At 74.1% G+C, this 25512-nt stretch carries 23 protein-coding genes; 13 read left to right on the top strand and 10 right to left on the bottom strand.

Annotated elements, in window-relative coordinates; all coding sequences use genetic code 11:
• Nucleotides 1–158: 158 nt before the first annotated feature.
• The 7 genes from D3A60_RS00235 to D3A60_RS00265 all read right to left on the bottom strand — a co-directional run bounded on the left by D3A60_RS00235 (nucleotide 159) and on the right by D3A60_RS00265 (nucleotide 7620).
• Complete coding sequence (locus tag D3A60_RS00235; protein WP_231120342.1) at nucleotides 159–1514, bottom strand: DUF58 domain-containing protein; 1356 nt, start codon at nucleotides 1512–1514, stop codon at nucleotides 159–161.
• Nucleotides 1511–2503 carry an AAA family ATPase gene (locus tag D3A60_RS00240; RefSeq protein ID WP_119716729.1) on the bottom strand — a complete coding sequence of 331 codons (993 nt, stop codon included), beginning with the start codon at nucleotides 2501–2503 and terminating at the stop codon, nucleotides 1511–1513. Before D3A60_RS00240 ends, D3A60_RS00235 begins: the two co-directional genes overlap by 4 nt.
• The gene (locus D3A60_RS00245) at nucleotides 2500–3666 is read right to left on the bottom strand and encodes a DUF4350 domain-containing protein (protein ID WP_119716730.1); all 1167 of its coding nucleotides are present in this window, start codon (nucleotides 3664–3666) and stop codon (nucleotides 2500–2502) included. The genes D3A60_RS00240 and D3A60_RS00245 overlap by 4 nt, the downstream gene beginning before the upstream one ends.
• Entirely contained in the window at nucleotides 3654–5228 is a 1575-nt protein-coding gene (locus D3A60_RS00250; protein WP_119716731.1) for a DUF4129 domain-containing protein, read from the bottom strand. The genes D3A60_RS00245 and D3A60_RS00250 overlap by 13 nt, the downstream gene beginning before the upstream one ends.
• Entirely contained in the window at nucleotides 5218–6258 is a 1041-nt protein-coding gene (locus tag D3A60_RS00255) for a stage II sporulation protein M (protein WP_119716732.1), read from the bottom strand. The genes D3A60_RS00250 and D3A60_RS00255 overlap by 11 nt, the downstream gene beginning before the upstream one ends.
• Entirely contained in the window at nucleotides 6255–6935 is a 681-nt protein-coding gene (locus D3A60_RS00260; protein WP_119717462.1) for an RDD family protein, read from the bottom strand. The genes D3A60_RS00255 and D3A60_RS00260 overlap by 4 nt, the downstream gene beginning before the upstream one ends.
• A 145-nt stretch (nucleotides 6936–7080) precedes the next feature.
• Nucleotides 7081–7620 (bottom strand): gamma carbonic anhydrase family protein, encoded by a 540-nt coding sequence (locus tag D3A60_RS00265; RefSeq protein ID WP_119716733.1) that lies wholly within the window; start codon nucleotides 7618–7620, stop codon nucleotides 7081–7083.
• Between the two features lie 101 nt (nucleotides 7621–7721).
• On the opposite strand from D3A60_RS00265, the gene D3A60_RS00270 reads away from it, so the two are divergent.
• The 3 genes from D3A60_RS00270 to yfcC all read left to right on the top strand — a co-directional run bounded on the left by D3A60_RS00270 (nucleotide 7722) and on the right by yfcC (nucleotide 12736).
• Entirely contained in the window at nucleotides 7722–9158 is a 1437-nt protein-coding gene (locus D3A60_RS00270) for a coniferyl aldehyde dehydrogenase (protein ID WP_119716734.1), read from the top strand.
• A 373-nt stretch (nucleotides 9159–9531) separates the two neighbouring features.
• Nucleotides 9532–10983, top strand: a complete 1452-nt coding sequence (locus D3A60_RS00280; RefSeq protein WP_119716736.1) for a pre-peptidase C-terminal domain-containing protein — start codon at nucleotides 9532–9534, stop codon at nucleotides 10981–10983.
• Between the two features lie 286 nt (nucleotides 10984–11269).
• Nucleotides 11270–12736 carry a putative basic amino acid antiporter YfcC gene (gene yfcC / locus D3A60_RS00285; RefSeq protein ID WP_119716737.1) on the top strand — a complete coding sequence of 489 codons (1467 nt, stop codon included), beginning with the start codon at nucleotides 11270–11272 and terminating at the stop codon, nucleotides 12734–12736.
• A gap of 10 nt (nucleotides 12737–12746) precedes the next feature.
• Here the strand turns inward: yfcC and ltaE are convergent, their stop codons facing one another.
• Nucleotides 12747–13805, bottom strand: a complete 1059-nt coding sequence (ltaE, locus tag D3A60_RS00290; protein ID WP_119716738.1) for a low-specificity L-threonine aldolase — start codon at nucleotides 13803–13805, stop codon at nucleotides 12747–12749.
• Nucleotides 13806–13922: 117 nt separating this feature from the next.
• Here ltaE and xth point away from each other — a divergent pair, with 117 nt between their 5' ends.
• Entirely contained in the window at nucleotides 13923–14708 is a 786-nt protein-coding gene (xth, locus tag D3A60_RS00295) for an exodeoxyribonuclease III (RefSeq protein ID WP_119716739.1), read from the top strand.
• 85 nt (nucleotides 14709–14793) lie between these two features.
• Here xth and D3A60_RS00300 read toward each other — a convergent pair whose 3' ends face one another.
• Complete coding sequence (locus tag D3A60_RS00300) at nucleotides 14794–15066, bottom strand: GlsB/YeaQ/YmgE family stress response membrane protein (protein WP_119717463.1); 273 nt, start codon at nucleotides 15064–15066, stop codon at nucleotides 14794–14796.
• 114 nt (nucleotides 15067–15180) lie between these two features.
• Entirely contained in the window at nucleotides 15181–16521 is a 1341-nt protein-coding gene (locus D3A60_RS00305) for an AMP-binding protein (RefSeq protein WP_231120391.1), read from the bottom strand.
• Nucleotides 16522–16634: 113 nt separating this feature from the next.
• On the opposite strand from D3A60_RS00305, the gene D3A60_RS00310 reads away from it, so the two are divergent.
• The 9 genes from D3A60_RS00310 to D3A60_RS00350 all read left to right on the top strand — a co-directional run bounded on the left by D3A60_RS00310 (nucleotide 16635) and on the right by D3A60_RS00350 (nucleotide 25470).
• On the top strand, nucleotides 16635–17228 hold the full coding sequence (locus D3A60_RS00310; protein ID WP_119716741.1) for a 4'-phosphopantetheinyl transferase family protein: 594 nt from the start codon (nucleotides 16635–16637) through the stop codon (nucleotides 17226–17228).
• Nucleotides 17229–17262: 34 nt separating this feature from the next.
• Nucleotides 17263–17937: a 16S rRNA (guanine(527)-N(7))-methyltransferase RsmG gene (gene rsmG, locus D3A60_RS00315; protein WP_119716742.1), complete on the top strand. Its 675-nt coding sequence runs from the start codon at nucleotides 17263–17265 to the stop codon at nucleotides 17935–17937.
• Between the two features lie 131 nt (nucleotides 17938–18068).
• The gene (locus tag D3A60_RS00320; protein ID WP_119716743.1) at nucleotides 18069–18887 is read left to right on the top strand and encodes a ParA family protein; all 819 of its coding nucleotides are present in this window, start codon (nucleotides 18069–18071) and stop codon (nucleotides 18885–18887) included.
• The gene (locus D3A60_RS00325) at nucleotides 18884–19783 is read left to right on the top strand and encodes a ParB/RepB/Spo0J family partition protein (RefSeq protein WP_119716744.1); all 900 of its coding nucleotides are present in this window, start codon (nucleotides 18884–18886) and stop codon (nucleotides 19781–19783) included. The genes D3A60_RS00320 and D3A60_RS00325 overlap by 4 nt, the downstream gene beginning before the upstream one ends.
• A 145-nt stretch (nucleotides 19784–19928) precedes the next feature.
• Nucleotides 19929–20669: a glycosyltransferase family 2 protein gene (locus D3A60_RS00330; RefSeq protein WP_119716745.1), complete on the top strand. Its 741-nt coding sequence runs from the start codon at nucleotides 19929–19931 to the stop codon at nucleotides 20667–20669.
• A 13-nt stretch (nucleotides 20670–20682) separates the two neighbouring features.
• Complete coding sequence (locus D3A60_RS00335; protein ID WP_119716746.1) at nucleotides 20683–21024, top strand: lipid-A-disaccharide synthase N-terminal domain-containing protein; 342 nt, start codon at nucleotides 20683–20685, stop codon at nucleotides 21022–21024.
• 352 nt (nucleotides 21025–21376) lie between these two features.
• The gene (gene rpmB / locus D3A60_RS00340) at nucleotides 21377–21613 is read left to right on the top strand and encodes a 50S ribosomal protein L28 (RefSeq protein WP_119716747.1); all 237 of its coding nucleotides are present in this window, start codon (nucleotides 21377–21379) and stop codon (nucleotides 21611–21613) included.
• A gap of 13 nt (nucleotides 21614–21626) precedes the next feature.
• Nucleotides 21627–21791, top strand: coding sequence for a 50S ribosomal protein L33 (rpmG, locus tag D3A60_RS00345; protein WP_119716748.1), 165 nt, complete (start codon nucleotides 21627–21629; stop codon nucleotides 21789–21791).
• Nucleotides 21792–21996: 205 nt separating this feature from the next.
• The gene (locus tag D3A60_RS00350) at nucleotides 21997–25470 is read left to right on the top strand and encodes a PAS domain-containing hybrid sensor histidine kinase/response regulator (protein WP_119716749.1); all 3474 of its coding nucleotides are present in this window, start codon (nucleotides 21997–21999) and stop codon (nucleotides 25468–25470) included.
• The last annotated feature ends 42 nt before the right edge of the window (nucleotides 25471–25512 follow it).

Raw genomic sequence — 25512 nt, forward strand, 5'->3', positions numbered from 1 at the left:
TGCCCGCATTGCGCGCTGTCGCGCGTGCGGACGCGGTGAAGCGCGCGCTTATCCACTGAATGCGTTCAGGGCCATTTCATCGCAGTGACCGCGGCGTGGACGGCGAGGCGCGCGTGCGGCGAAAACGGCGTGCCCACCTTGTCCAACGCCGGCCGCGGCTACAGCAGGCCGTCGCGCTTGACCGCCAGGTACTTCTCGACCAGCGCGGCCGCGAGCTGCGCGCAGGTCACGTCGAGGACCATGACGCCGTGGCCGCGCAGCCGCTCGTGCGCCGCGCTGCGCTGGGCGAGGTACTGCGCGGTCGCCCCGGCGCGGATCGCGCCGGGCAGGTCGACGACGTCGGCGGCGAGCGCCTCGTCGAGCGAGCCCTCGCGCAGGCTGGCGACGCACACGACGTGGCGCCGGCGCAGCACCGCCACCGCCGCCAGCAGGTCGTCCATGTCCTCGTCGCGCAGGTTGGTCACCAGCATCACCAGCGCGCGGCGGCGCTGGCGCAGCGACAGCTCGGTCGCCGCGGCGAGGAAATCGGTGGCGACCGGCTGCGGCTGCAGCGCGTAGCTGGCGCGCAGCAGCTCGTCGATCGCGCCGACGCCGCGCCGCGGCGGCACCCACGCGCCGTCGCCGCCGGTGGCCAGCAGGCCGACGCCGTCGCCCTGGCGCAGCGCGAGGTACGCCACCACCAGCGCCGCGTCGAGCACGTGGTCGAAGTGCGCCAGCGCGCCGTCGCGGGCCAGCAGCCGGCGCCCGGTGTCGAGCAGCAGCACCAGCTGCTGGTTCTTCTCGTCCTGGTACTCGCGCGAGATCAGCCGGCGCGCGCGCGAGGTGGCCTTCCAGTCGATCTGGCGCAGGCTGTCGCCGACCCGGTACTCGCGCATCTGGTGGAAGTCGGTGCCCTCGCCGCGCCGGCGCTTCAGGTGCGCGCCGACCAGCCGCGACGCCTGTTCGGCGCTGAACATCGCGAACTTCGCCAGCGGCGCGAAGTTCGGGAACACCCGCACCCGCTGCGCCGCGCCGGCAATCCGCGACTGCTGCCACAGCCGCCACGGCGACTGCAGCCGCAGCTGCACGCCGGCGAACGCGAAGTCGCCGCGCGCGTCGGCGCGCAGCGCGTAGTCGACCGACGCGGCCTGGCCGCGGCGCAGCGCGAGCCGCCGCGGCAGGCCGGTCATCGCCCAGCCGCCGGGGTGCAGGTCGAACACGTCGACCGACTGCCGGCGCGCGTCGCCGGTCACGGTCAGCGTCACCGCCCGCTCGACCCCGACCGGCCACGTGTCCGCCGTGCGCCGCTGCACGTGCGGGGTCGGTCGCCGCAGCAGCCGCACCAGGTCGAGCGCGGCCACCGCCGCGAGCGCGAGGCCGGCGACCACCCACCACGCCGCCGGTGCGCGGCCGACCGCCACCGCCAGCCCGAGCGCCGACCACGCCGGCAGCAACGCGAGCAGCGGCGGCGCGGGGCGCGGCCAGGCGCGCGCGGCGGCGCCGTCGGCGGCAGCGGGGACGGTCGACGTCGTCACTGGCGGGGCGCGTCGACCTTGGCCAGCAGCGCGTGCAGCACGTCGTCGGGCGACTGGCCCTCGATCTGCAGCTCCGGCGCCAGCGCGATCCGGTGGCGCAGCGCCGGCCTGGCGATCTCGCGCACGTCGTCCGGCGTCACGAAGTCGCGCCCGGCCAGCACCGCCTGCGCGCGCGCGGCGCGGACCAGCGCCAGGCTGCCGCGCGGGCCGGCGCCGAGCGCGATGCCGGCCCACTCGCGCGTGGCCGTGACGATCCGCACCGCGTAGTCGATCACCGCCGCGTCGACGGTCACCTGCGCGGTGCCGGCCTGCATCGCGACGATGTCGTCGGGGCCGACCACGCGCTGCACCGCGGACAGGTCGAAGTCGGACGCGGTGCGGCCCTGGCTGATCGCCGTGACCATGCGGGTCTCGTCGGCGCGCGACGGGTAGCCGATCAGCACCTTCAGCAGGAAGCGGTCGAGCTGCGCCTCCGGCAGCGGGTAGGTGCCCTCCTGCTCGACCGGGTTCTGCGTGGCCAGGGTCAGGAACGGCGGCGGCAGCGCGAAGCTGTGGCCCTCGATCGTCACCTGCATCTCCTGCATCGCCTCGAGCAGCGCCGACTGGGTCTTGGCCGGCGCGCGGTTGATCTCGTCGGCCAGCAGCAGGTTCGTGAACACCGGGCCGCGGCGGATGTTGAACGTCTCGTTCTTCGGGTCCCACACCGCGTGGCCGCTGATGTCGCTCGGCATCAGGTCCGGGGTGAACTGCACGCGCGCGTAGCCGCAGGCCAGCGCCTGCGACAGCGCGCGCACCAGCAGGGTCTTGCCGAGCCCGGGCACGCCCTCGATCAGCACGTGGCCGCCGGCGAGCAGCGCGATCAGCACCTGGTCGAGCGCGTCGGGCTGGCCGATGAAGGCCTTGGCGACCTCGTCGCGGACCGCGGCGGCGCGCGCGGCGAGGTCGGGACCGGTGATCGGCAGGATCGGGGCAGCGGCGTCGGCGCTCATAGTCGGTTTCTCAGTCGGATCAGGGTGGCGATGCGGGAGCGGAAGCCGGCCGGATCGCGCGGCGTCGGGGTCGACAGGGCCTCGCGGACCTGCGCCGGGGTGAGGTCGAGGCGCGCGGCGATCAGCGCGGCCTGGGCCTCGCCGTCAAGCGCGGCGGCGACCGGGTCGCGGCGGCGCAGCCGGGCGAGGAACGCGTCGCGCACCGCCGCGTGCAGCAGGTGGCCGTAGCCGTAGCGCCAGGCGTGCTCGCCGCTGGCGGTGACGTGTTCGAGCAGCGAGCGGCGCTCGGCCTGCGGCGCCGGCAGCAGCGGGCCGAAGCGCTGCATGCGCCGCCACAGCCACGCCAGCAGCAGCAGCGCCAGCGGCGCCCACGCCATCCAGCCCTCGCGCAGCAGCGTGGCCCACAGCGACGGCAGCTCGCTGGCGTGCACCAGGTGCACGGCGCCGGCGCGGTAGTTCGGCGCGAGCAGCTGGCGGGCGAGCACCAGGTGCGTCGTTTCGTCGAGCTGCCCGGTCGTCAGCACGTCGAGCGCGGCGAGCATGTCGACCGTGCCCGCCCCGTGCGGCACGCGCGCGAACACGTAGCCGTTGGCGAGATCGCCCCAGCTGCGCCGCGGGTTCGCGCCGCGCAGCGTGAACCGGCGCCCGGCGCAGAACTCGACGTGGTTGCCTTCACCGCGCACCCTGAAGTCCGCGCACTTGCGGCCGAGCCCGCTCGCCGGCAGCGCCTGCAGGTCGAGCCGCTCGAGCACCGCCACCCGGCCGCCGTTGCCGAGCCGCCCCGGCGCCGGCGTGCGCGCGACCAGATGCCCGCCGCGCGCGACCCACCCGAGCAGCGCATCGACCTGCGCGGGCGACAGCGTGCGCGGGTCGACGTGCAGCACGACGGTGTCGCGCCGGCCCGGCGCGAGCGCGTCAAGGTCGAGCCGGCGCTGGGTCGTGACGCGCACTCCGTCGCGCTCGAGCGCGAGCTTCAGCGCGTACAGCGGATTGCGCGCGGCCTCGCCGGTGCGCGGCAGGTCGATCGTTTCCTCGACCCGCTCGTAGGCGTGCAGGAACCAGCCGACCGCCGCGGCGACCACCAGCAGCACCGCCGCGACGATCGCGGCGACGCGCCACGCCGCGCCGCGACGCCCGGCCGCCGGCGCGCTCACCGCGCCCATCCGAACCGCTCCGACAGCCGCGCCAGCAGCGCATCGAACTCGTCCGCGCCCGGCAGTCGCCGCGCGTACGCGGCCAGCTGCCAGCGGCGCACGACCTCGGCGAACGCCTCGCGGTCGTCGGCGCGCGGCATCTGCCGCGACGCGCGCAGGCACTGCGCCTCGGTTGCACCGGGCGCCAGCACCACCTGCGCGCGCTCGACCATCGCCGCGACGCTCGCGCGGTACAGCAGCGCCAGCGCGTCGCGCGCGCGACCCTGCGCCCAGAGCGCCCGCGCCGCGGTCGGTACGTCGTCGGGCAGCGGGGCGGCGTCGGCGATCGAGCGGTGCTGCACCGGCGCGGGCTCGGGGCGCTCGCGCGCGAGCGTCCCGCGCAGCCACGGCAGCCAGTGCCTGGCGGTCAGCAGCAGCACCAGCGCGAGCGCGGCGAACAGCCCCCACAGCACGAACTCGCCGACCAGCGCGACCGCCTTGGCGATCGCCTCGAGGAAGGGCGGCGGCTTGGACTCCGACGGCTTGTCCGGGTTGCGTTCCTTCCAGCGCACGACCTTGCGCGTCGGCTTCAGCGCGGGGCCGGCGTAGGCCTCGCCGACCGCACGTTCGAAGTCCGCGGTCGGCGCGCGCTCGGGGCCGAACACGTCGTCGGGCGTGACCGCGGGCTGGCCGTCGCGGAGGTCCTCGGTCGCCCGGCCCGCGCGTTCGGCCGCGCGCTGCGCGCGTGCGGCCTCGTCGGCGTCCTGCGCCTGCGCGACCGGCGCGGCCGTCCACGCCAGCGCGCACAGCAGCGCGAGGGCGAGCGGCCGCGCCTGCTCGAGCAGCCGCGTGCGCAGCCGCCGCAGGCCCAGCTCGATGTCCCAGCCTTCGATCTCGGTGCGCCGGTTGAGGTACAGGCCGAAGCCGGCGGCGACGAAGAACGGCTCGATCACCGCGGTCGCCAGGTACGCGATCGCGTTGTAGCTGAACTGGATCCACGGCGGCTGCGCGACCAGCAGCTCCCACAGCCCGCGCGCGGCGTCGACGAAATGCTCCGGCGGGATGAACACGAACGCCAGCGACCCGAGGCCGGCCATCAGCGCCAGTTCGAAGTTGACGCACACCAGCGTCAGCAGCGCGGCCACGCCGTAGACCGGTCCGCCGAGCGCGCCGCGCCGCGCGCGGGCCGCGGCCGCGTCGGCGCCCTCGAGCAGGTCGACCGGCAGGTACAGCGAGCGCACCGGGCTCAGGCGTCGCCAGGTCAGGCCCGCCAGCAGCGATGGCCGGGCGAAGCGCGGCAGCGCGCGCAGCGTCGCGCGCGGCGCCGGCACGTCGCCGAACACCGCGCGCGACAGCACGTATAGCGGCACGCGGTCGAACAGCGGCTTCAGCCACCACATCAGCGGCGCCGCCAGCCACAGCAGGTCGACCGCCCACAGGGCGAGGTTCAGCAGCGCGAACAGCGGCAGCGTCAGCGCCAGCCACGGCCGCCACACCGCGCCGGCGTGCGCGCGCAGCAGCGCGCCGCCGAGCTCGACCGCCTCCCACGCGCTGCGCGGGCGCAGCGCCACCGTCAGCGCGTCAATGCGCATCGGCGCGCCCCGGGGCGGTGCCGTCGACGTCGACCCCGCCGGCGTGGCCGCGGCCGCCGAGCAGCAGCCAGCCCAGCACCAGCGCCCACAGCGCGCCGCCGACGCTGTACTTGATCCACGCCGGCATCCACGCGATCGACGACCAGAACGCCTCGACGAACGCGGCGAACACCAGCATCGCGAAGATGCCCGCGCACAGCAGCGCGCCGCGGCGGCCGCCCTCGACCAGCGCGTCGATGCGCCGGCGCCGGCCCGGGGCGACGAGCCGCAGCCCGAGCTGCAGGCCGGCGCCGCCGGCGATGACGATCGCGGTCAGCTCCGGCGCGCCGTGGCCGACGACGAAGCGCCAGAACGGGTCGCCGTGGCCGACCGCCTGCAGGTGCCCGGCGACGCCGCCGATGGTGACGCCGTTGAACAGCAGCACGACGATCGTGCCGACGCCGGCCAGCAGGCCGCTGGCGAACGTGCGGAAGCCGATGCTGACGTTGTTCCACACGTAGTGGCCGAACATCGCCAGATCGGTGCCGCTCTCGCGGCCAAGCTTGCGCGCCGGGTCGTCGGGGTCGTACATCGCCTCGAACTGCGCGAGCTGGCCCGGGTCGAACAGCGCCGACGACAGCTCCGGATCGAACTGGATCGCGGCGAAGATGACGGCCAGCGGCAGCGCGAACAGCGCCAGCGACGCGAGCATGCAGCCGCGCTCGGCGCGCACCAGCCGCGGGAACCCCGCCAGCAGGAACTCCGCCGCGCGGCGCCAGCGCGGCGGCGGCGTGCGGTACAGCACCGCGTGGCCGCGCTCCATCAGCACCTGCAGCCGGTCGGTGACGACCGGGCTGTAGCCGCGCCGGCGCGCCAGCGCCAGCTGCTGGCACAGCCGGCGGTAGCGTTCGGGCATTTCGGGGTCGGCCAGCCCGCGCCAGCCGCGGCGCTCGGCGCGCGCGCGTCGCGCGCTGCCACCGCGCGCGTCGAGCCACTGCTCGAGCGCCTGCCATTCGGCCTGGTGGCGCTGGACGAAATGCTCCTGCTTCATCGCCGCCCCAGCAGCCAGTTCGCCACGCCGTGCAGGCGGCGCACGGCGGGCTCGCCGCGTGCGCCCACCAGCGGCTCGGCCAGCTCGGCCAGTTCGACCTGGCGCGCCGGCGTCAGCAATGGCGCGCGCTCGCCGAACGCGATCACCGCGGCCTGCTCGCCCGGACGCAGCGGCACCGGCGGCGCCAGCGCGTCGCCGATGCCGGCGGCGTGCACGGGGTTCGGCCGGTCGGCGTGGACCACCAGCGTGCCGGCGACCAGGTCGCCGAGCCGGCGGCCCCACGGGTCGGCGAGGCTGGTCAGCAGCCCCGCCGCGTAGCCGAACGGCAGCATGTCGACGACGCGCAGCAGGTTGCGGGTGAACGCGGCCAGCCAGCCGACCGGCGCGCCGTTGCCGGCGACCACGCGCAGGCCGAGCGCGCGCTTGCCGGGCGTCTGCCCGCGCCACGCGGCCTCGAACACCACCGGGTACAGCCAGAACACCGCGAACAGCACGACCAGGTACAGCCCCTGCCCGCCCGTGCCGAGCAGCGCCAGCACCATGCCGAGCACCGACAGAAGCGCGAACCGGATCGCGAAATCGATCGCCCACGCCAGCGCGCGCGGCACCGGGCCGGCCGCCGGCAGCCGCAGCGCCACGCCCTCGGGCGTGACCACCTCGCGCCGCGTGTCGAGCATCAGCGGCGGTTCCCCGCCCGCCACGCACTGCGTGGCGCGCGGCCGTCGTTCCCGGTCGCATCCGTGTGCACTGGTCCCTCGAATCGTCGTGCGTCCCCGCCGCCGAGCGTACGCGCAAGGCGCCGGGGCTGGCCAGCCGCGGGCGTCACGCGTCGGCGTCGAGGTAGTGGTCCTTCAGGCGCACGTAGTGACCGGCGCTGTACTGCAGCTGCTCGATCTCGCGGTCGGTCAGCCGGCGCACGAACTTCGCCGGGCTGCCGAGCCACAGCTCGGCCTCGCCGACGACCTTGCCCGGCGCGACGACCGCGCCGGCGCCGACGAAGCCGTAGCGCGACACGCGCGCGCCGTCGAGGATCTTCGCGCCCATGCCGACCAGGCAGAACTCGTCGAGCGTGCACGCGTGCAGGATCGCCGCGTGGCCGACGGTGACGTCGTTGGCGATCACCGTCGGCAGCCCGCCGGGCCGGGTGAACGGGCCCTCGTGGGTGACGTGGACGATGGTCCCGTCCTGCACGTTGGTGCGCGCGCCGATGTGGATTGAATTGACGTCGCCGCGGACCACGCAGCCGGGCCAGATCGAGACGTCGTCGCCGAGGCTCACTGCGCCGATCACGGTCGCGGCGGGATCGACGTAGACGCGTTCGCCGAGGGTCGGGGCGATGCCGAGGTAGCTGCGCAGGGTCATGGCGGCAGTTTAGGCGCTCGCCGCCGGGTCGCGGCCGGTCGGTGCGCTCGCGTCGGCGTCCCGAAACGTGGAGGCGCGCAACGCGCCGTAGACTCGGACGCATGGATGCCCTCGCCGACACCCCCATCGACGACCTCGCCGGCACGCGCGAACGACTGCGCATCGCCTGGCAGGCCCGCAAGCCCGACCTCGCCCAGCGCCGCGCCGACCTCGAGCGCCTGCGCGACGCGTTCCGCGCCGCCATCCCGGCGATGGACGCGGCGATCCGCGCCGACTTCGGCCACCGCTCCAGCCACGAGAACCTGATTTCCGAGGCGATGGTGACGCTGGCCGAGATCGACCACGCGCTGGACAACCTGCGCCGCTGGATGCGGCCGCGACGGGTCGGGGTCGGCTGGAAGCTGTGGCCGGCGACCGCCGAGCTGCGCTGCGAGCCGGTCGGCGTGGTCGGGATCATCGCGCCGTGGAACTACCCGGTGAACCTGGCGCTGGTGCCGCTGGCCTCGGCGATCGCCGCCGGCAACCACGTCTTCCTCAAGCCGTCCGAACACACCCCGCGCACCAGCGCCTGGCTGCGCCAGCTGCTGGCGTCGGTGTTCCCCGCCGACCGCGTCGCCGTCGCGCTCGGCGGCGCCGACGTCGGCGCGGCGTTCTCGGCGCTGCCGTTCGACCACCTGCTGTTCACCGGCTCGACCGCGGTCGGCCGCAAGGTCATGGCCGCAGCGGCGCCGAACCTCACGCCGGTCACGCTCGAACTCGGCGGCAAGGCCCCGGCGCTGGTGTGCGACGACTTCCCGCTCGACGTCGCCGCCGCGCGCATCGCCAGCGGCAAGTGGTTCAACGCCGGGCAGACCTGCATCGGCGTCGACTACGTGCTGGTCGACGCCGCGCGCCGCGACGCGCTCGTCGACGCGCTCGTGGCCGAGCTGCGCCGCCGCTACGGCGACGACTTCACCCAGGTCGAGGATTACACCCGGGTCATCAACGACAGCCAGTACCGCCGGCTGCAGGGCTACGTCCGCGACGCGCGCGAGCGCGGCCACCGGGTCATCGAGCCGTTCGCCGGCGCGGCCGACCGGCACGCGCGGCTGATCGACGAGGAGCACCTGTTCCCGCCGGTGCTGGTGGTCGAACCGGCGGCCGACGCCGAGGTCATGCGCCACGAGATCTTCGGTCCGATCCTGCCGGTGCTCGCCTACGCCGACCTCGACGACGCGATCGCGCGGATCAACGCGCTCGAGCGGCCGCTGGCGCTGTACCCCTTCAGCCACGACCGCGCGCGCGTCGACCACATCCTCGCCAACACGCTGGCCGGCGGCGTCACCGTCAACGACACGCTGCTGCACTTCGGAGCGCACAACCTGCCCTTCGGCGGAATCGGCGCCAGCGGCATCGGCGCGATCCACGGCCGCCACGGCTTCGAAACCTTCAGCAAGCAGCTGCCCGTGCTGCGGCAGCGCCGCTTCGCCGCCAGCGACTGGCTGAAGCCGCCGTACACCGGGCCGATCGACCGGATGATCCGCTGGCTGGCGCGCTGAGCGGCGTGCCGCGCGCGGCGGTGATGCGGCGCGGCACGGACGCCGCCGGGACCACGACGCACGTCACGCCGACGCGCCCATCCGCACCCGTCCGCGCCGCTTCGCTGCAGCGCAGCTTGACGCCGCGTTCGTCGGGGGCGTACTCACGGCGCACCGTCGAACCCGGCTGCGTGATGCCCAAGCCGCGCTTCCATGTCCGCCACCTGTGCCGGACCTACTACCTGAGCGAATGGTGGGACGAATAGCGTCCCGCTGAGCCCTCCCGGCCGCGCCGGGCACGCCGGCGACGCCGCCGGCCGATCGCTGCATCGCATCCAGACCCCACGCCCCGCGGCGCCATGCGCCGTGGCGGCGACCGCATCGGAGACCGTCCATGTCCGGTTTGCTTCCGCGCGCCGCGTCGCGCGCCGTTTCGCCGACCCGCCGCTTCGCACCGCTCCAGCGCACCGCCGTCGCCGCCGCCCTGTGCGGCGCCCTGCTCGCCCCCGCGTGGGCGTCGATCACCACCGAGTCCGAGGACAACAACACCGAAGGCCGCGCCGACGGGCCGATCGCGTCGGGCGTGCCGGTGGCCGGCAGCCTGTCGACCCGCCGCGACGTCGACTGGTTCTACGCCGACGTGCCGGCGCCCGGCACGGTCTCGGTGAGCCTCGGCCACGCAAGCGGCCGCGACTTCGACTGGGCGCTGTACCCGGCGAGCGGGTCGGCGGTCGCGACCGGCGCGAGCAGCTCGATCCCGGAGACCGGCAGCTACACCGCGCCGGCGGCGGGCCGCTACTTCGTCAAGGTCACCGCGTACAGCGGCAGCGGCGCGTACTCGCTGTCGATGAGCCTGCCCAACGGCAGCGGCGGCGGCGGCACCGACCCGCGACCGACCAAGCCCGGCAACCTGCAGAACTGGCTCACCGGCAGCGCCGCCGACTCCGGCCGGCAGCCGGTCAACGGCCCGGCGCTGCTGCTGATGGGCGGCGGCGTCGAGAACGACGAGGCGTTCACGCTGCGCGCGTTCCCGGTCGCCAACGGCGGCGACGTGGTGATCCTGCGCACCAGCGGCAGCAACGGCTACAACGACTACCTGTACAACCTGACGACCGGCGCGACCCGGCCCGACTCGGTCGAGACGCTGCTGCTCGACACCCGCGACAAGGCCAACTCCGACTACGCCGAGTGGGTCATCCGCAACGCCGAGCTGGTGTTCATCGCCGGCGGCGACCAGTCCGACTACCTCAACCAGTGGCAGGGCACGCGCGCGCAGACCGCGCTGCAGGCGGCGTACGACCGCGGCGCGGTGGTCGGCGGCACGTCGGCGGGCCTGGCGGTGCAGGGCGAGTTCGTCTACGACCCCGACGGCGTCACCGCGGTCACCAGCGCCGAGGCGATCGCCAACCCGTATCGCGGCAGCATCCTGTTCAACAGCGGCTTCCTCGACACGCCGCTGATGGAGGACGTGATCACCGACAGCCATTTCGCCCAGCGCGACCGCATGGGCCGGCTGCTGGCGTTCATGGCGCGCCTGCGGCAGGACAACACCACCGGCCGCATCGTCGGCGTCGGCATCGACGAGACCACGTCGCTGTTCGTCGACCGCACGGGGCTGGCGCGCGCCGACGGCGACGGCGCGGTCTACGTGGTCGAGGAAGACGCCGCGACCCTGCGGACCCAGGTGGTGTCCGGCCAGCCGCTGGTCTATCGCGACCTGCAGCGCACCAAGCTGGTCGAGGGGCAGACGTTCCACTTTTTCACCGGCGCGCACACCGGCACCCGCGCGGTGATCGGGGTCGACGGCCGCAACGCGACGCCGTTCACCCCGCCCAACCCGTACTGACCCGCCGCGCGTCGCGCGCGGTCCGGCACCGCCGGGTCGCGCGCGGGACGTCCGATTCGCGCAACTTAACGGCCGCTGGCCGCAATCGCGCCGCTGCCGTCGGCGCGCCGGGCCTGCGATGCTTGCCGCTGGCGCGCGGCGGCCCCCGGTCGCCGCCGACACCGACCGAACCCACGTGCCACGCGGCTGCCGCGAGAACCTCCCGCCATGATCCGTCCCTGCCGCTGTCACGATCACGATTCCGCCGCGCCGCGCGCGCGCCGCCGCGCTGCAGGGGCCTGAGCCCGTGTCGTCGGCCGAAGACGCCCTCGCCGCCGGACGCGCCGGCGCCCCCGCCCGCAGCCCCGACACGCTGCTGATCCTGCTCGCGGCCGCACTGCTCGCCGCGGCGATCGTGCCGTTCGTCCCGGCCGGCTACTTCACCCCGGGCGCGGCGGTCGCGCTCGACACCTTCCACTACGCCGACGCGCGGGTGCCGCTGCAGCTGTTTGCCAGCGGCGACGGAGAGGTCGGCCTGCTGAACCTGCTGTTCGACGGGCTGACCTCGGGCAACCGCAGCGCGGCCGCGGTCGGCGTGATCGCGTTCGTGCTGATCGTCGGCGGCGCGTTCGGACTGGTCCAGGCCAGCGGCGCGGTCGACCGCGGCCTGACCCAGCTGGTCACCGCCACCGGCGACCGCCCGACGCTGCTGCTGTCGGTGCTGTTCGTCGCGTTCTCGCTCGGCGGCGCGGTGTTCGGCATGGGCGAGGAAACGATCGCGTTCCTGGCGCTGCTGCTGCCGCTGGTGCGCAAGCTCGGCTACCCGCCCGAGGTCGGGGTGATGGTCACCTACCTCGCCAGCCAGGTCGGCTTCGGCACGTCGTGGATGAACCCTTTCAGCGTCGCGGTCGCGCAGAACCTCGCCGGCCTGCCGCTGCTGTCCGGCGCCGGCCTGCGCATGGCGATGTGGGCGACGTTCACCGTGGTCGGAATCGCCTACACGCTGCACTACGCGCGCCGCCACCGCGCGCCGCCGGCCCTGCGCGGCGAGGCATCCGCGCCGGTCGCGTCGACGGTCGAGTCGACAGTCGCGGCGGCGCCGCTCGAGCGCGCCGACTGGCTGGTGCTGGCGGCGACGCTCGCCACGGTGGCGTGGATCGTCTGGGGCGTGGTCGCCGGCGGCTACTACATCGCCGAGATCGCCAGCCAGTTCTTCGCGCTGGGACTGTTCGCCGGCGTGGTCGCGGTCGCGTCGGGCCGCATCACCGCCAACGGCGCCGCCGAGGCTTTCGTCAACGGCGTGCGCCAGCTGGTGCCGTGCGCGCTGGTGATCGCGCTGGCCAAGGGCATCCTCGGCCTGCTCGGCGGCTCGGACCCGCACGCGCCGTCGGTGCTGAACACGCTGCTGTTCTCGCTCGGCAGCAGCCTGCAGGGCACGCCGGAGCTGCTCGCCGCGCAGGGCATGCTGGTCGCGCAGAGCGTGTTCAACCTGTTCGTGACGTCGGGCTCGGCGCAGGCAGCGATCACGATGCCGCTGATGGCCGGCCTTGGCGACCTCGTCGGCGTCACCCGGCAGACCAGCGTGCTCGCGTTCCAGCTCGGCGACGGCCTGACCAACGTGCTGATCCCGACCTCGGCGGCGATGATGGGCGCGATCGGCGTGGCCGGGCTCGGCTACACCCAGTGGCTGCGCATCGTGTGGCGGCTGGCGCTGCTGATGGGGCTGCTGGCGATGGCGTTCGTCGCGCTCGCGGTGCTGACCGGCTACCGCTGAGCGGCCCCGCTCAGCCGGCGGCGAATGCGCGCAGCATCGCGACGGTGCGCGCGATGCCGTCGTCGTCGACGTCCAGGTGCGTGACCAGCCGGATCGACGGCGTGTAGCCGATCGACAGCCGCACGCGCGCGGCGTCGGCATGGGCGCGCAGCGCGTCCAGGCGCGCCGGGTCGACCTCGATGAACACCATGTTGGTGTGCTGCGACGCGACGCGCACGCCGTCGAGGCCGGCCAGCCCCGCCGCGAGCGCGGCTGCGTGCGCGTGGTCGTCGGCCAGCCGCGCGACGTGGTGGTCGAGCGCGTGCAGCGCGCCGGCCGCGAGCAGCCCGGCCTGGCGCATGCCCCCGCCGCAGACCTTGCGCCAGCGGCGCGCGCTTTCGATCAATGCGGCCGAACCGAGCAGCACCGACCCGACCGGTGCGCCGAGCCCCTTCGACAGGCACACCGACACGCTGTCGAAGTGCCGCGCGATCTCGCGCACCGGCACGCCGCATGCGACCGCGGCGTTGAACACGCGTGCGCCATCGAGGTGCAGCGCCAGCCCGCGCCGGTCGCACAGCGCGCGCGCGGCGGCGAGGTAGTCCAGCGGCAGCGGCCGCCCGTGCCAGGTGTTCTCCAGGCACAGCAGCCGGGTGCGGGCGAAGTGCGGGTCGATCGGCTTGATCGCGCGCTCCACCGCATCGAGCGGCAGCGTGCCATCGGCCGCGTGCACGATCGGCTGCGGCTGGATCGAGCCGAGCACCGCCGCGCCGCCGCCCTCGTACTTGTAGGTGTGCGCGTCCATGCCGACCAGGTACTCGTCGCCGCGCGCGCAGTGCGCGATCAGCGCGAGCAGGTTCGACTGGGTGCCGGTCGGCACGAACAGCGCGGCGTCGAAGCCGAGCTCGTCGGCCAGCCGCGCCTGCAGCGCGTTGACGGTCGGGTCCTCGCCGTAGACGTCGTCGCCGACCGCCGCGCGCGCGATCGCCTCGCGCATCGGCGCGGTCGGCCGGGTGACCGTGTCGCTGCGCAGGTCGACCCAGCCGTCGCCGGCGTCGCGGTCAGCGGAAGCGATGGAGGTTGCGGGCATCGGGCGGGCTCGGTCGGGCGCGGGCCGACAGCATGCCATCCCGCCTGCCGGCGACGGCGCGGAGCGCCTGCGCGCCAGAGCGCCAGAGCGCGAGGGGGCTGCCTTAGACTGCGCGGCATGAAGATCGCCAGCTGGAACGTCAACTCCCTCAACGTGCGCCTGCCGCACCTGCAGCAGTGGCTGGGCACGTTCGCGCCGGACATCGTTGGGCTGCAGGAAACCAAGCTCGACGACGAGCGCTTCCCCGACGACGTGCTGCTCGAGGCCGGCTACCGCAGCGTATTCGCCGGGCAGAAGACCTACAACGGCGTGGCGATCCTGTCGCGCGAGCCGATCAGCGACGTGCAGGTCGGCATCCCCGGGTTCGAGGACGAGCAGAAGCGGGTCATCGCCGCGACCGTCGGCGCGCCCGGATCGCCGCAGGCGCTGCGCATCGTCAACCTGTACGTCGTCAACGGCCAGGACGTCGGCACCGACAAGTACGCGTACAAGCTGCGCTGGCTCGAGGCCGTGCGCGGCTGGCTGGCCGACGAGCTGCAGCGGCATCCGCGCACGGTGGTGATGGGCGACTTCAACATCGCGCCCGACGAGCGCGACGTGCACGATCCGGCGGTGTGGAACGACGCGCACATCCTGACCTCGCGCGCCGAGCGCGACGCGCTGCTGGCGCTGCAGGGCCTCGGCCTGCACGACGGCTTCCGCCTGCACCACGACGACGCCGGCGTGTTCAGCTGGTGGGACTACCGGCAGGCCGCGTTCCGCCGCGACCTCGGCCTGCGCATCGACCTGACGCTGCTGTCGGACGCGCTGCGCGCCGAGTGCCGCGCCGCCGGCATCGACCGCGAGCCGCGCACCTGGGAGCGGCCGAGCGACCACGCGCCGGCGTGGGTCGCGCTGGGCTGACGCGCGGACCGGCGCGTCCGCCTGGAGCCCGCAACGAAGAAGGCCCGGCGATGCCGGGCCTTCTTCTGTCCGTTCGGATCGCGTCTTAGCGGACGCGGCCGCGACGGAACAGGTTGACGATCGCGAGCAGCACGATCGCGCCGACCAGCGACATCAGCAGGCCAGCGATGCTGAAGTTGCCGTCGTTGATGTCGCCGCCGCCCAGACCCAGCATGCCGCCGATCCAGCCGCCGAGGAAGGCGCCGATGATGCCGACGATGATGTTGAGGAAGATGCCCTGCTGGCCATCGGTCTTCATGATCATGCTGGCGATCCAGCCAATGATGCCGCCGACGATCAGCCAAATGATGAAACCAATCATGTCGCTCTCTCCTGTCCTGGGGTGAAATTCCGCTCCCGTTGTTGGGAGGCGGGACGGAGTGTGTATAGGGCCCCGTGACGGAGACGTGCCCGGGACGTGAGCACTACGTGATCAGGCGCCGAGCAGCGCCAGCAGGGCCTGGCGCGGCAGCTTGCCGGTCTCGTTGCGCGGCAATTGCGCTACGCAGCGCACCCGGCGCGGCAGGAATACCGGGTCGACGTGCGGGCGCAGGCCGCTGACGATCGCCGCCGCGTCGAGCCCCGGGGCGACGGCCAGCGCGGCGATCCGGCGCACGCCGCGGTCGTCGGGCTCGAGCTGCACCACCACCCCGTCGACGACGCCGGGCACCGCCAGCAGCCGGCGGGTCAGGTCGCCGAGCGACGCGCGCTTGCCGGCGATCTCGAGCAGGTCGGCGCTGCGGCCGCGCAGCGCGAACCGGCCCAGGGGGTCGAGTTCGACAAGGTCCGCCAGCACCACCGGCGCGGCCAAGTGCGGCGCGTGCACCGCGGTGCCGTCCGGCTGCGGCGCGATGCGCACGCCCGGCAGCGGCGTCCACGCCGCGTCGCGCGCGGTGCGGCGGATCGCGAACACGCAGGTTTCGGTCGAGCCGAACATCTCGCGCACCTCGCAGCCGTAGCGCACCTCGGCCTCGGCGGCCAGTTCGCTCGACAGCGGCGCGGTCGCCGAGACGATGCCCGCCAGCGGCGGCAGCGCGACGCCCGACCCGAGCAGCGCGCGCAGGTGCATCGGCGTGGTCACCAGCAGCGGCGGCCGCGTCGCGTCGCGCAGCGCGGCGGCGATGTCCTCGGGGAAGAACGGCCGCGCGGCGTGCACGGCCACGTCGGCCAGCAGCGGCAGCAGCACCGACAGCTCCATGCCGTACATGTGCTGCGGCGGCACGGTCGCGACCACTTCGGTGCCGCCGTCGTGCAGCAGGCCGGCCAGCGCCGCCACGTTCTGCGCGGTGCTCGCGCGGAAGCTGGCCCAGGTCTTCGGGTTCGGCTTCGGCTGGCCGGTGCTGCCGGACGTAAAGCCGATCGCGACCAGCGCGTCGTCGCCGATGCGCGGCGACACGCCGTCGGCCTGCGGCAGCGCATCGGGCAGCTCGTGGTAGCGCGGCGGCTTCGGCGCGTCCGGCGCGTGCGCGGTGTCGCCGAGGCAGTAGCTGTCCGGGTAGTGGTCGACCACGTGGCTGACCTCGGCCGGCGCGCGCGACGCCGGCAGCAGCGTGGTCTGCCCGCGCATCGCCGCCGCGCAGAACCCGACCAGGAAGTCGTAGCGGTTCTCGCACAGGTTGATCGCGTGGCCGGCCGCCGGCAGCCCGGCGGCGACGGCGCGGACCTCGCGGACGAAGCGCTCCAGCGTGACCGGGCCGTCGGGGCCGAACGCGACCGCGCGCGCCGGCGCGCCGGCGACCAGCGCACTGCAGCCCGACGCGCCTGCGCCGGACATGAGCTGCGCCGTTTCGATCACTGCCGACATGGACTGCGTTTCCCCGGCCGGACTGCGGCCGCTCCCCCAACCGGTAGCTTACGCTGGGGTGCCGGACCGAGACCAAGCGCAGCATGCCCGCGAACCCGTCGAGCCACCGTCACGGCCCCGTCGCGTGGGGCTGGCTGCCACACGCGCCGCGCGCGCCGGGCGAGGCGCTGGCGCGCGTCTGGCTGGCGGCGCAGCTCGGCCTCGACGACCCCGCTGCGCTGGCGCTCGTCCGCGACGCACGCGGCAAGCCGCGGCTGGCCGGACCGCACGCCGGCCTCGACTGCAACTGGAGCCACAGCGGCGACGGGCTGGTCGTCGCGCTGGCCGATGGCGTCGACGTCGGCGTCGACCTCGAGCGCGTGCGCCCGCGGCCGCGCGCACTGGAGCTCGCCGGCCGCTTCTTCACCGCGACCGAACGCGACTGGCTCGCGGCGCAGCCCGATGCCGGCGCGCGCGAACGCAGCTTCGTGCGGCTGTGGTGCGCGAAGGAGGCGGTGCTGAAGGCGCACGGGCACGGGCTCGCGTTCGGCCTGCACCGGCTGCGCTTCGCCGAGCGCGACGGCGCGCTGGCACTGGTCGAATGCGATGCCGCACTCGGCCCGGTGGCGCGCTGGACCCTGCACGAACTGCGCCCGGCCGACGGCTACGTCGGCGCGCTGGCCTGGCGCGCGCGCTGAGCCCCGCGGCGGCATCGGCGATACTGCGCGCCGCATGAGCACGCCGACCTCCGCCGCCGCCCTTCCCGCCGACCTGCGCCCGACCCTGGAGGCCGGCCTGCGCGAGCTGGCGCTCGACCCGACGCTGGCCGCGCCGCTGCTCGACTACCTCGCGCTGCTGGCGCGCTGGAACGCCACCTACAACCTGACCGCGATCCGCGACCTGCGCGAGATGGTCGGCAAGCACCTGCTCGACTCGCTGGCGATGCACCCGTTCGTCGACGGACTCGTCGCCACCGGCGGCGCGCTGGCCGACCTCGGCACCGGCCCGGGCCTGCCCGGCATCCCGCTGGCGATCGTCAAGCCGGGCCTGAAGGTCACGCTGGTCGAGAGCAACGGCAAGAAGGCGCGGTTCCTGCGCGAGGCGGTGCGCCAGCTCGGCCTGCGCGACGTGCGCGTGGCCGAGTCGCGGATCGAGGCGCTCGACGAGCCCGGCGCGTTTGCGGCGATCACCGCGCGCGCGCTGGCGACGCTGCCGCTGATCGTCGAGCTCGGCGGCCATTTGCTCGCCCCCGGCGGCCGGCTGCTGGCGATGAAGGGCGTGCACCCGGCCGACGAGATCGCCGCGCTGCCGGCCGGCTGGGCGGCGACCGGATCGAACCCGCTGCGGGTTCCGGGGCTGGCCGCCGAGCGGCACCTGGTCGTGGTCGAGCGCCGCGACGGCGCCTGAGCGCGGCACGGCGTTTACGCGACCCCCCGTTCGGACACCGCGGCGACCCAGCGGGCATAATCCCCGGTCCGGCCCCGGCCGGCACCCGCCTTTTTCCGCACCGCCCGCTCAACTTCAGGGGATCGCGCCGCATGGCCCGCATCATCGCCGTCGCCAACCAGAAAGGCGGGGTCGGCAAGACCACCACCGCGGTCAACCTGGCCGCCGCGCTCGCCCGCGCGCCCAAGCGCGTGCTGCTGGTCGACCTCGACCCGCAGGGCAACGCCACGATGGGCAGCGGCGTCGACAAGCGCGAGATCGGCAACTCGATCACCGAGGTGCTGATGGGCGAGGCGACGGTCGCCGACGCGATCGTGCGCACCGGCGAGGAGTTCGACCTGCTGCCGGGCAACATCGACCTGACCGCGGCCGAGATCCGGCTGATGGGCGAGGACGCGCGCGAGCAGCGGCTCAAGGACGCGCTGGCACCGCTGCACCGCAACTACGACTTCATCCTGATCGACTGCCCGCCGGCGCTGTCGCTGCTGACCCTCAACGCGCTGACCGCGGCCGACTCGGTGATCGTGCCGATGCAGTGCGAGTACTACGCACTGGAGGGCATCAGCGCGCTGGTCGACACGATCGAGGCGATCAAGGGCCGGCTGAACCCCGCGCTGGAAATCGAGGGCGTGCTGCGGACCATGTTCGACGTGCGCAACAACCTCGCCAACGCGGTGTCGGCCGAGCTGACCAACCACTTCGGCGAGCGCGTGTTCCGCACGATCGTGCCGCGCAACGTGCGCCTGGCCGAGGCGCCGAGCCACGGCCAGAGCATCGTCGGCTACGACCGCGCCAGCCGCGGCGGCATCGCCTACCTCGGGCTTGCCGGCGAGGTGCTGCGCCGCCAGCGCGAGCGCGAGCAGGCGGCGAAGGCCGCCGCCAAACCGGCGACGTCGGAGACCGCGGCATGAGCACGGCGAAGAAGCGCGGCCTCGGCCGCGGGCTGGAAGCGCTGCTCGGCCCCAAGGCCGCCGCCGAGGCGCCGGTGTTGGAAGCCACCGAGCACGACAGCCTGCGCGTGCTGCCGGTCGACGCGCTGTCGGCCGGCAAGTACCAGCCGCGCAAGCACTGGGACGACGAGAAGCTCGCCGAGCTGGCCGAGTCGATCAAGGCGCAGGGCGTGATCCAGCCGATCGTCGTGCGCGACGTCGGTGGCAAGCGCTACGAGATCATCGCCGGCGAGCGTCGCTGGCGCGCCAGCAAGCTGGCCGGGCTGGCGGACATCCCGGTGGTCATCCGCGAGGTCGACGACCGCACGGTCGTGGCGATGGCGCTGATCGAGAACATCCAGCGCGAGGACCTCAACCCGCTGGAAGAGGCCACCGCGCTGCAGCGGCTGATCGACGAGTTCGACCTGACCCACGCGCAGGCCGCCGAGGCGGTAGGGCGTTCGCGCGCGGCGGTGTCGAACCTGCTGCGCCTGCTCGAGCTGCCGCCGGAGATCCGCACGCTGGTGGAGACCCGCGCGATCGAGATGGGCCACGCCCGCGCGCTGCTGGCGCTGGCGCCGCAGGCCGCGATCGCGCTGGCGCGCCAGGCCGCCGAGTTCGGCTGGTCGGTGCGTGAGGTCGAGCACCGCGTGCAGCAGCTCAGCGCCGGCGTGATCCCGACCAACGGCAAGGCCAAGCCGGCCAAGGCCAAGCCGCAGGCCGACATCGTCACCCTCGAGCGCGAGCTGGCCGAGACGCTTGGCACCAAGGTCAACGTGCTGCACGGGCGCGGCGGCAAGGGCCGGCTGGTCATCCATTACAGCGACCTCGACTCGCTCGAGGGCGTGCTCGAGCGGCTGCGCAACCGCGCCGAATAAGCGGCTCCGCCCGCGCCGGCTGAGCGGAACCCAACGCCGCGCGCGCCGGCCGTCGCCGAAGCGCGCGCGTCGGCGCACAATGCGCCCCCATGACGAACCCGCACACCGGCGTCGCTGACGCCTCTGCCGCCACTGGCCACCGCGCATGACGGCACTGCCGCAGCTGTCGGTCGTCGTGCCGGTGTTCAACGAGCGCGACAACGTCGCCCCGCTGGTGCACGAGATCACCGCCGCGCTGCGCGGCCGCGCGCCCGGCGACGGCGGCGCGTTCGAGATCGTCTACATCGACGACCGCTCGCGCGACGACACGCTCGCGGTGCTCCGGCAGCTGCAGGCCGAGGTGCCCGAGCTGCGCGTGCTGCACCACGAGCGCCAGAGCGGCCAGAGCACCGCGATCCGCAACGGCGTCAAGGCCGCGCGCGGCGCGTGGATCGCCACGCTCGACGGCGACGGCCAGAACGACCCGGCCGACATCCCGAAGCTACTGGCCGAACGCGCCAGGTCCCCGGACGCGGTCAAGCTGTTCGCCGGCTGGCGCGTGCAGCGCCAGGACTCGGGCAGCAAGCGCTGGGCATCGAAGTGGGCCAACGCGATCCGCGCGCGGATGCTGCGCGACGACACGCCCGACACCGGCTGCGGGATCAAGCTTTTCGAGCGCGAGGCGTTCCTCGACCTGCCGTACTTCGACCACATGCACCGCTACTTGCCGGCGCTGATGCAGCGCGCCGGCTGGACGACGGTCAGCGTGCCGGTCAACCACCGCCACCGCACCTCCGGCGTGTCGAAGTACAACAACCTCAACCGCGCGCTGGTCGGACTGCGCGACCTGCGCGGGGTCGCATGGCTGATCGCGCGGTCGCGGCGCACCGCGGTGCGCGAGCTCTGACGCGGAGGCGCCGATGGCCGTCGACTTCATGAACACCCCGATCGCCTGGCTCGAATGGACCGGCCTGCACATGTCGCCGTGGAAGGTGATCGGCCTGACCGGCGCGCTGATGTTCGGCGGCCGCTGGCTGGTGCAGTTCGTCGCCTCGCGCCGGCAGGGCAAGCCGGTGATCCCGCGCCTGTTCTGGTACATGAGCCTGGTCGGCAGCGCGATGACGCTGAGCTACTTCGTGTTCTCGCAGAAGCAGGACTCGGTCGGGGTGATCCAAAACCTGTTCCCGGCGTTCACCGCGGCCTACAGCCTGTACCTGGACATCAAGCACCGCGGCTGGCACCGGGACCGGGCCACGCACTGACGGCGCACCGGGTCCGACGACCTCGGCTTCGACCTGCGGGCTGCAGGGTCGGGCCGCCGGCGGGAGCCGCATCCGTCGCACGGGCCGCCGACCCCGGCAAGGCGCCGCGCGGGCCCGCCCGCCCCTGTGGATAAGTGCTTGCCCGGCTCGCGGCCGGCGTGCATAATGCGCGGCTCGCTGCGTCCGGCCTGCCTGTGAGGGCACCGCCGGGCGGACCCGGAAGCGCGATTCCGGCCCGCCTCGTGCAGCGAGGGACGTCCACCCGCATCGCGCATCGCCACGTGCACCCGCACCGGCGCTGGGGCCGCCGCCTCCCAGGCCATGGGAAGCCCAACTACCTTTCGAGGTGCGTATGTCCCGAGTTTGCCAAGTAACCGGCAAGCGTACGACGACCGGCAACAACGTCTCGCACGCCATGAACAAGACCCGCCGCCGTTTCCTCCCGAACCTGCACGAGCGCCGGTTCTGGGTTGCCAGCGAGAACCGCTGGGTGAAGCTGCGCGTTTCCACCGCTGCCCTGCGCACCATCGACAAGAACGGCATCGACGCCGTGCTCGCCGAGCTCCGTGCCCGCGGCGAGAAGATCTGAGGAGGACTGAACGATGGCTTCCAAGCGCGACAAGATCCGCCTCATCTCGACGGCCGGCACCGGTCACTTCTACACGACCGACAAGAACAAGAAGAACACGCCGAACAAGATGGAGGTCAAGAAGTACGACCCCGTCGTGCGCAAGCACGTGCCGTACAAGGAAGGCAAGATCAAGTAAGCCGCCCGCGGCTCGCCTGATCGCTGCATCCCCGAAGCCCGCCGCAAGGCGGGCTTCGTCGTTTCCGGGTTCCGCGCACCGGCGGCGGGCCGTCGCGCCCGACGCGCGCGCCGCCTGCGACCTTGGTCGACCCGCGCCCCCGCCGGACCCGTGCGCGGCCGGCCCGGCCGTACACTCGGGCCATCGTGACGCGGCGGGGGCCGACGTGATCCCAGGCTGGGTGCTGCTGCTGGTGTCGGCCGGCTACGTCGGCGTGCTGTTCGCGGTCGCCTACTACGGCGACCTGCGCGCCGCTTCGCCGCGCTGGCCGTGGATGCGCCCGGCGATCTACTCGCTGGCGCTGGCCGTGTACTGCTCGTCGTGGACGTTCTACGGCGCGGTCGGCACCGCCGCGCGAACCGGGCTGGGCTTCCTGCCGATCTACCTCGGCCCGATGCTGCTGCTGCTGTTCGCCTGGCGCATCCTCGAGCGGCTGGTGCTGATCTCAGGTGAGCAGCGCATCGTGTCGATCGCCGACTTCCTGTCGTCGCGCTACGGCCGCGCGCCCGGGCTGGCCGCCCTGGTCGCGGCGGTCGCGCTGACCGCGGCAGTGCCGTACGTCGCGCTGCAGTTCAAGGCGGTGGCGATGAGCGTGCAGGTGCTGGCCGGCGCGCCGGCCGACCCCAGCGTGCTGTCGGACCCGGCGCTGTACGTGGCGCTGCTGCTGGCGGTGTTCGCGATCCTGTTCGGCACGCGCCAGATCGACGCGACCGAGCACCACCGCGGCATGGTGCTGGCGGTGGCGCTGGAGTCGCTGGTCAAGCTGCTGGCGTTCGTCGCGATCGGCGTGTTCGCGCTGTTCCACCTGCCCGGCACCGGCGGCATGGTCGACCGCGTCGTGCAGGCCGCGCAGGTCGTCACCGCGCCGGGGCTGCCGGCCGGCTTCCTCGCCCAGACCCTGCTCGCGTTCGCGGCGATCGTGTGCCTGCCGCGGCAGTTCCACGTCGCGGTGGTCGAATGCCAAGACGCCGGCGACCTGCGCCCGGCGCGCTGGCTGTTCGGCGGCTACCTGGCGCTGATCTGCGTGTTCGTCGTGCCGATCACGCTGGCCGGGCAGACCGTGCTGGCCGGCACCGGCGCCTCGCCCGACACCTACGTGCTGGCGCTGCCGCTGGCGCTGGACCGCGACCTGCTCGCGCTGATGGTCTACATCGGCGGCTTCTCGGCGGCGACCGGCATGGTGATCGTCGCCAGCGTGGCGCTGTCGACGATGGTCAGCAACGACCTGGTCGTGCCGGTGCTGCTGCGCGGCGGCGCGCTGAAGGACGGCGTCGGGCTCGACCGCCGCGTCGTGTGGGTGCGCCGGGCGACCATCGTCGCGCTGGCGCTGATGGCCTACGCGTGGCACCGCGGCTCCGGCGGCGACACCCTCGCCCAGCACGGCCTGCTGGCGTTCGCGGCGGTCGCGCAGTTCGCGCCGGGGCTGATCGGCGGGCTGTACTGGCGCGGCGCCAGCCGTGCCGGCGCGTTCGCCGGGCTGTTCGCCGGCGCGTCGGTGTGGCTGTACACGCTGCTGCTGCCGGCGCTGGCGCGCAGCGCCGGGCTGGCCACGCAGTGGATCGACGACGGCCCGCTCGGCATCGTGTGGCTGCGCCCGGAGCAGCTGTTCGGCCTGACCGGCTGGGACGCGCTGACCCACGGCGTGTTCTGGTCGCTGCTGTGCAACGTCGGCGCGTTCCTGTTCTTCTCGGTGCGCCAGCGCCCGCGCATGCAGGACCAGCTGCTGGCGGCGCCGTTCCTCGACCCGTACGTGCGCCGGCCGCCGCTGGGCCCGGGCGGCTGGGCCGGCAGCGTGCGCGGCGGCGAGCTGCTGGCGCTGGCCGAGCGCATCGTCGGCGAGCGCCACGCGCGCCGCGCGTTCGAGGACTACGCCCAGCAGCAGGGCGGCGCATGGCAGCCCGATCAGCCGGCCGACCGCGCGATGGCGCAGTTCACCGAGCGCCTGCTGGCGTCGGCGATCGGCGCGGCGTCCGCACGCTTGACTCTCACCAGCGCGCTGCGCGGCTCGGGCATGGAGCTCGGCGAGGTCGTCGCCCTGCTCGACGAGGCCAACCAGGAGCTGCGCTTCAACCGGCAGATCCTGTCGACGACGCTGGAGAACATCAGCCAGGGCGTCAGCGTGGTCGACCCGGAGATGCGGCTGGTCGCGTGGAACCGCCGCTACCAGGAGCTGTTCGGCTACCCCGACGGCATGCTCTACGTCGGCCGGCCGGCCAGCGACCTGATCCGCTGGAACGCCGAGCGCGGCGAGCTGTCGGCCGCGGCCGGCGGCGGCGCGCTGAGCGAGCGCGAGATCGACGAGCAGGTGCGCCGGCGGCTGGGCCACATGCGCGCCGGCACGCCGCACGTGTTCGAACGCATCCGCCCGAGCGGCCAGGTGATCGAGATGCGCGGGCAGGCGCTGCCCGGCGGCGGCTACGTGACCAGCTACAGCGACGTCACCGACTACAAGCGCGCCGAGCAGGCGCTGCGCGACGTCAACGAGACGCTCGAGCAGCGCGTCGAGCAGCGCACGCGCGAGGCCGAGGCCGCGCAGCAGTCGAAGACGCGCTTCCTCGCGGCGGTGTCGCACGACGTACTGCAGCCGCTCAACGCCGCGCGGCTGTTCACCTCGGCGCTGCGCGAGAGCGACAGCGCGACCGAGCAGTCGCACCTGGGCGAGCGCATCGACGCCTCGCTGCGCGCGGCCGAGGACCTGCTCGACGGCCTGCTCGACATCTCGCGCCTCGACGCCGGCGCGCTGCAGCCGGAGGTCAGCGACTTCGACGCGGTCGAGCTGCTGCGCGAGCTGGCCGCGCAGTACGCGCCGACCGCGTCCGGCCGCGGCCTGCAGCTGCGCGTGCGCACGCCGCACCCGACCCTGCCGGTGCGCAGCGACCGCCGGCTGCTGCGCCGCGCGCTGCAGAACTTCCTCGCCAACGCGCTGCGCTACACCCGCGAGGGCGGCGTGCTGATGGCCGCGCGCGTGCGCGACGGCGCGGTCGAGCTGCAGGTGTGGGACACCGGCCCGGGCATCTCCGAGCACCACCTCGGCCAGATCTTCGAGGAGTTCCGCCGCTTCGAGCCGCCGGCGGCCAGCGGCGAGCGCGGCCTCGGGCTGGGCCTGTCGATCTGCCAGCGCATCGCGCGCACGCTCGACCACCCGCTGTCGGTGCGCTCGCGCGTCGGGCGCGGCAGCGTGTTCTCGATCGCGGTGCCGTTCGGCCGGGCGCAGTTTGCCGCAACGCCGCACGCGGCCGACGCGGTCGAGCCGATCCCGGATTCGCTCGCCGGCCTGCGCGTGCTGTGCGTCGACAACGACCACGAGATCCTCGAGGGGATGCGCGCGCTGCTGACACGCTGGCACGCGGTGACGTTGACCGCCGCGACCGCCGACGAGGCGATCGCGCTGCTCGCGCAGCAGCCGGACGTCGCGCTGGTCGACTACCACCTGCACGACCGCCTCGACGGCCTCGGCGTGATCGACGCGCTGCGCGCGCAGCTCGGCTTCGCGCTTCCGGCGCTGCTGCTGACCGGCGACGGCAGCGACGCGGTCAAGCTGGCCGCACGCGAGCGCGGCTGCCGGGTGCTGACCAAGCCGGTCAAGCCGGCGTCGCTGCGCGCGTGGCTGGCCGCGCAGCGCAACGCCGTGCAGGCGTAGGGCCACTGTCCGGCGCGCGGTTCGCGCCGCGTTTCGCAAGGG

Origin of the sequence: Cognatilysobacter tabacisoli (assembly GCF_003586305.1) — a bacterium.
Classification (GTDB): domain Bacteria; phylum Pseudomonadota; class Gammaproteobacteria; order Xanthomonadales; family Xanthomonadaceae; genus Cognatilysobacter_A; species Cognatilysobacter_A tabacisoli.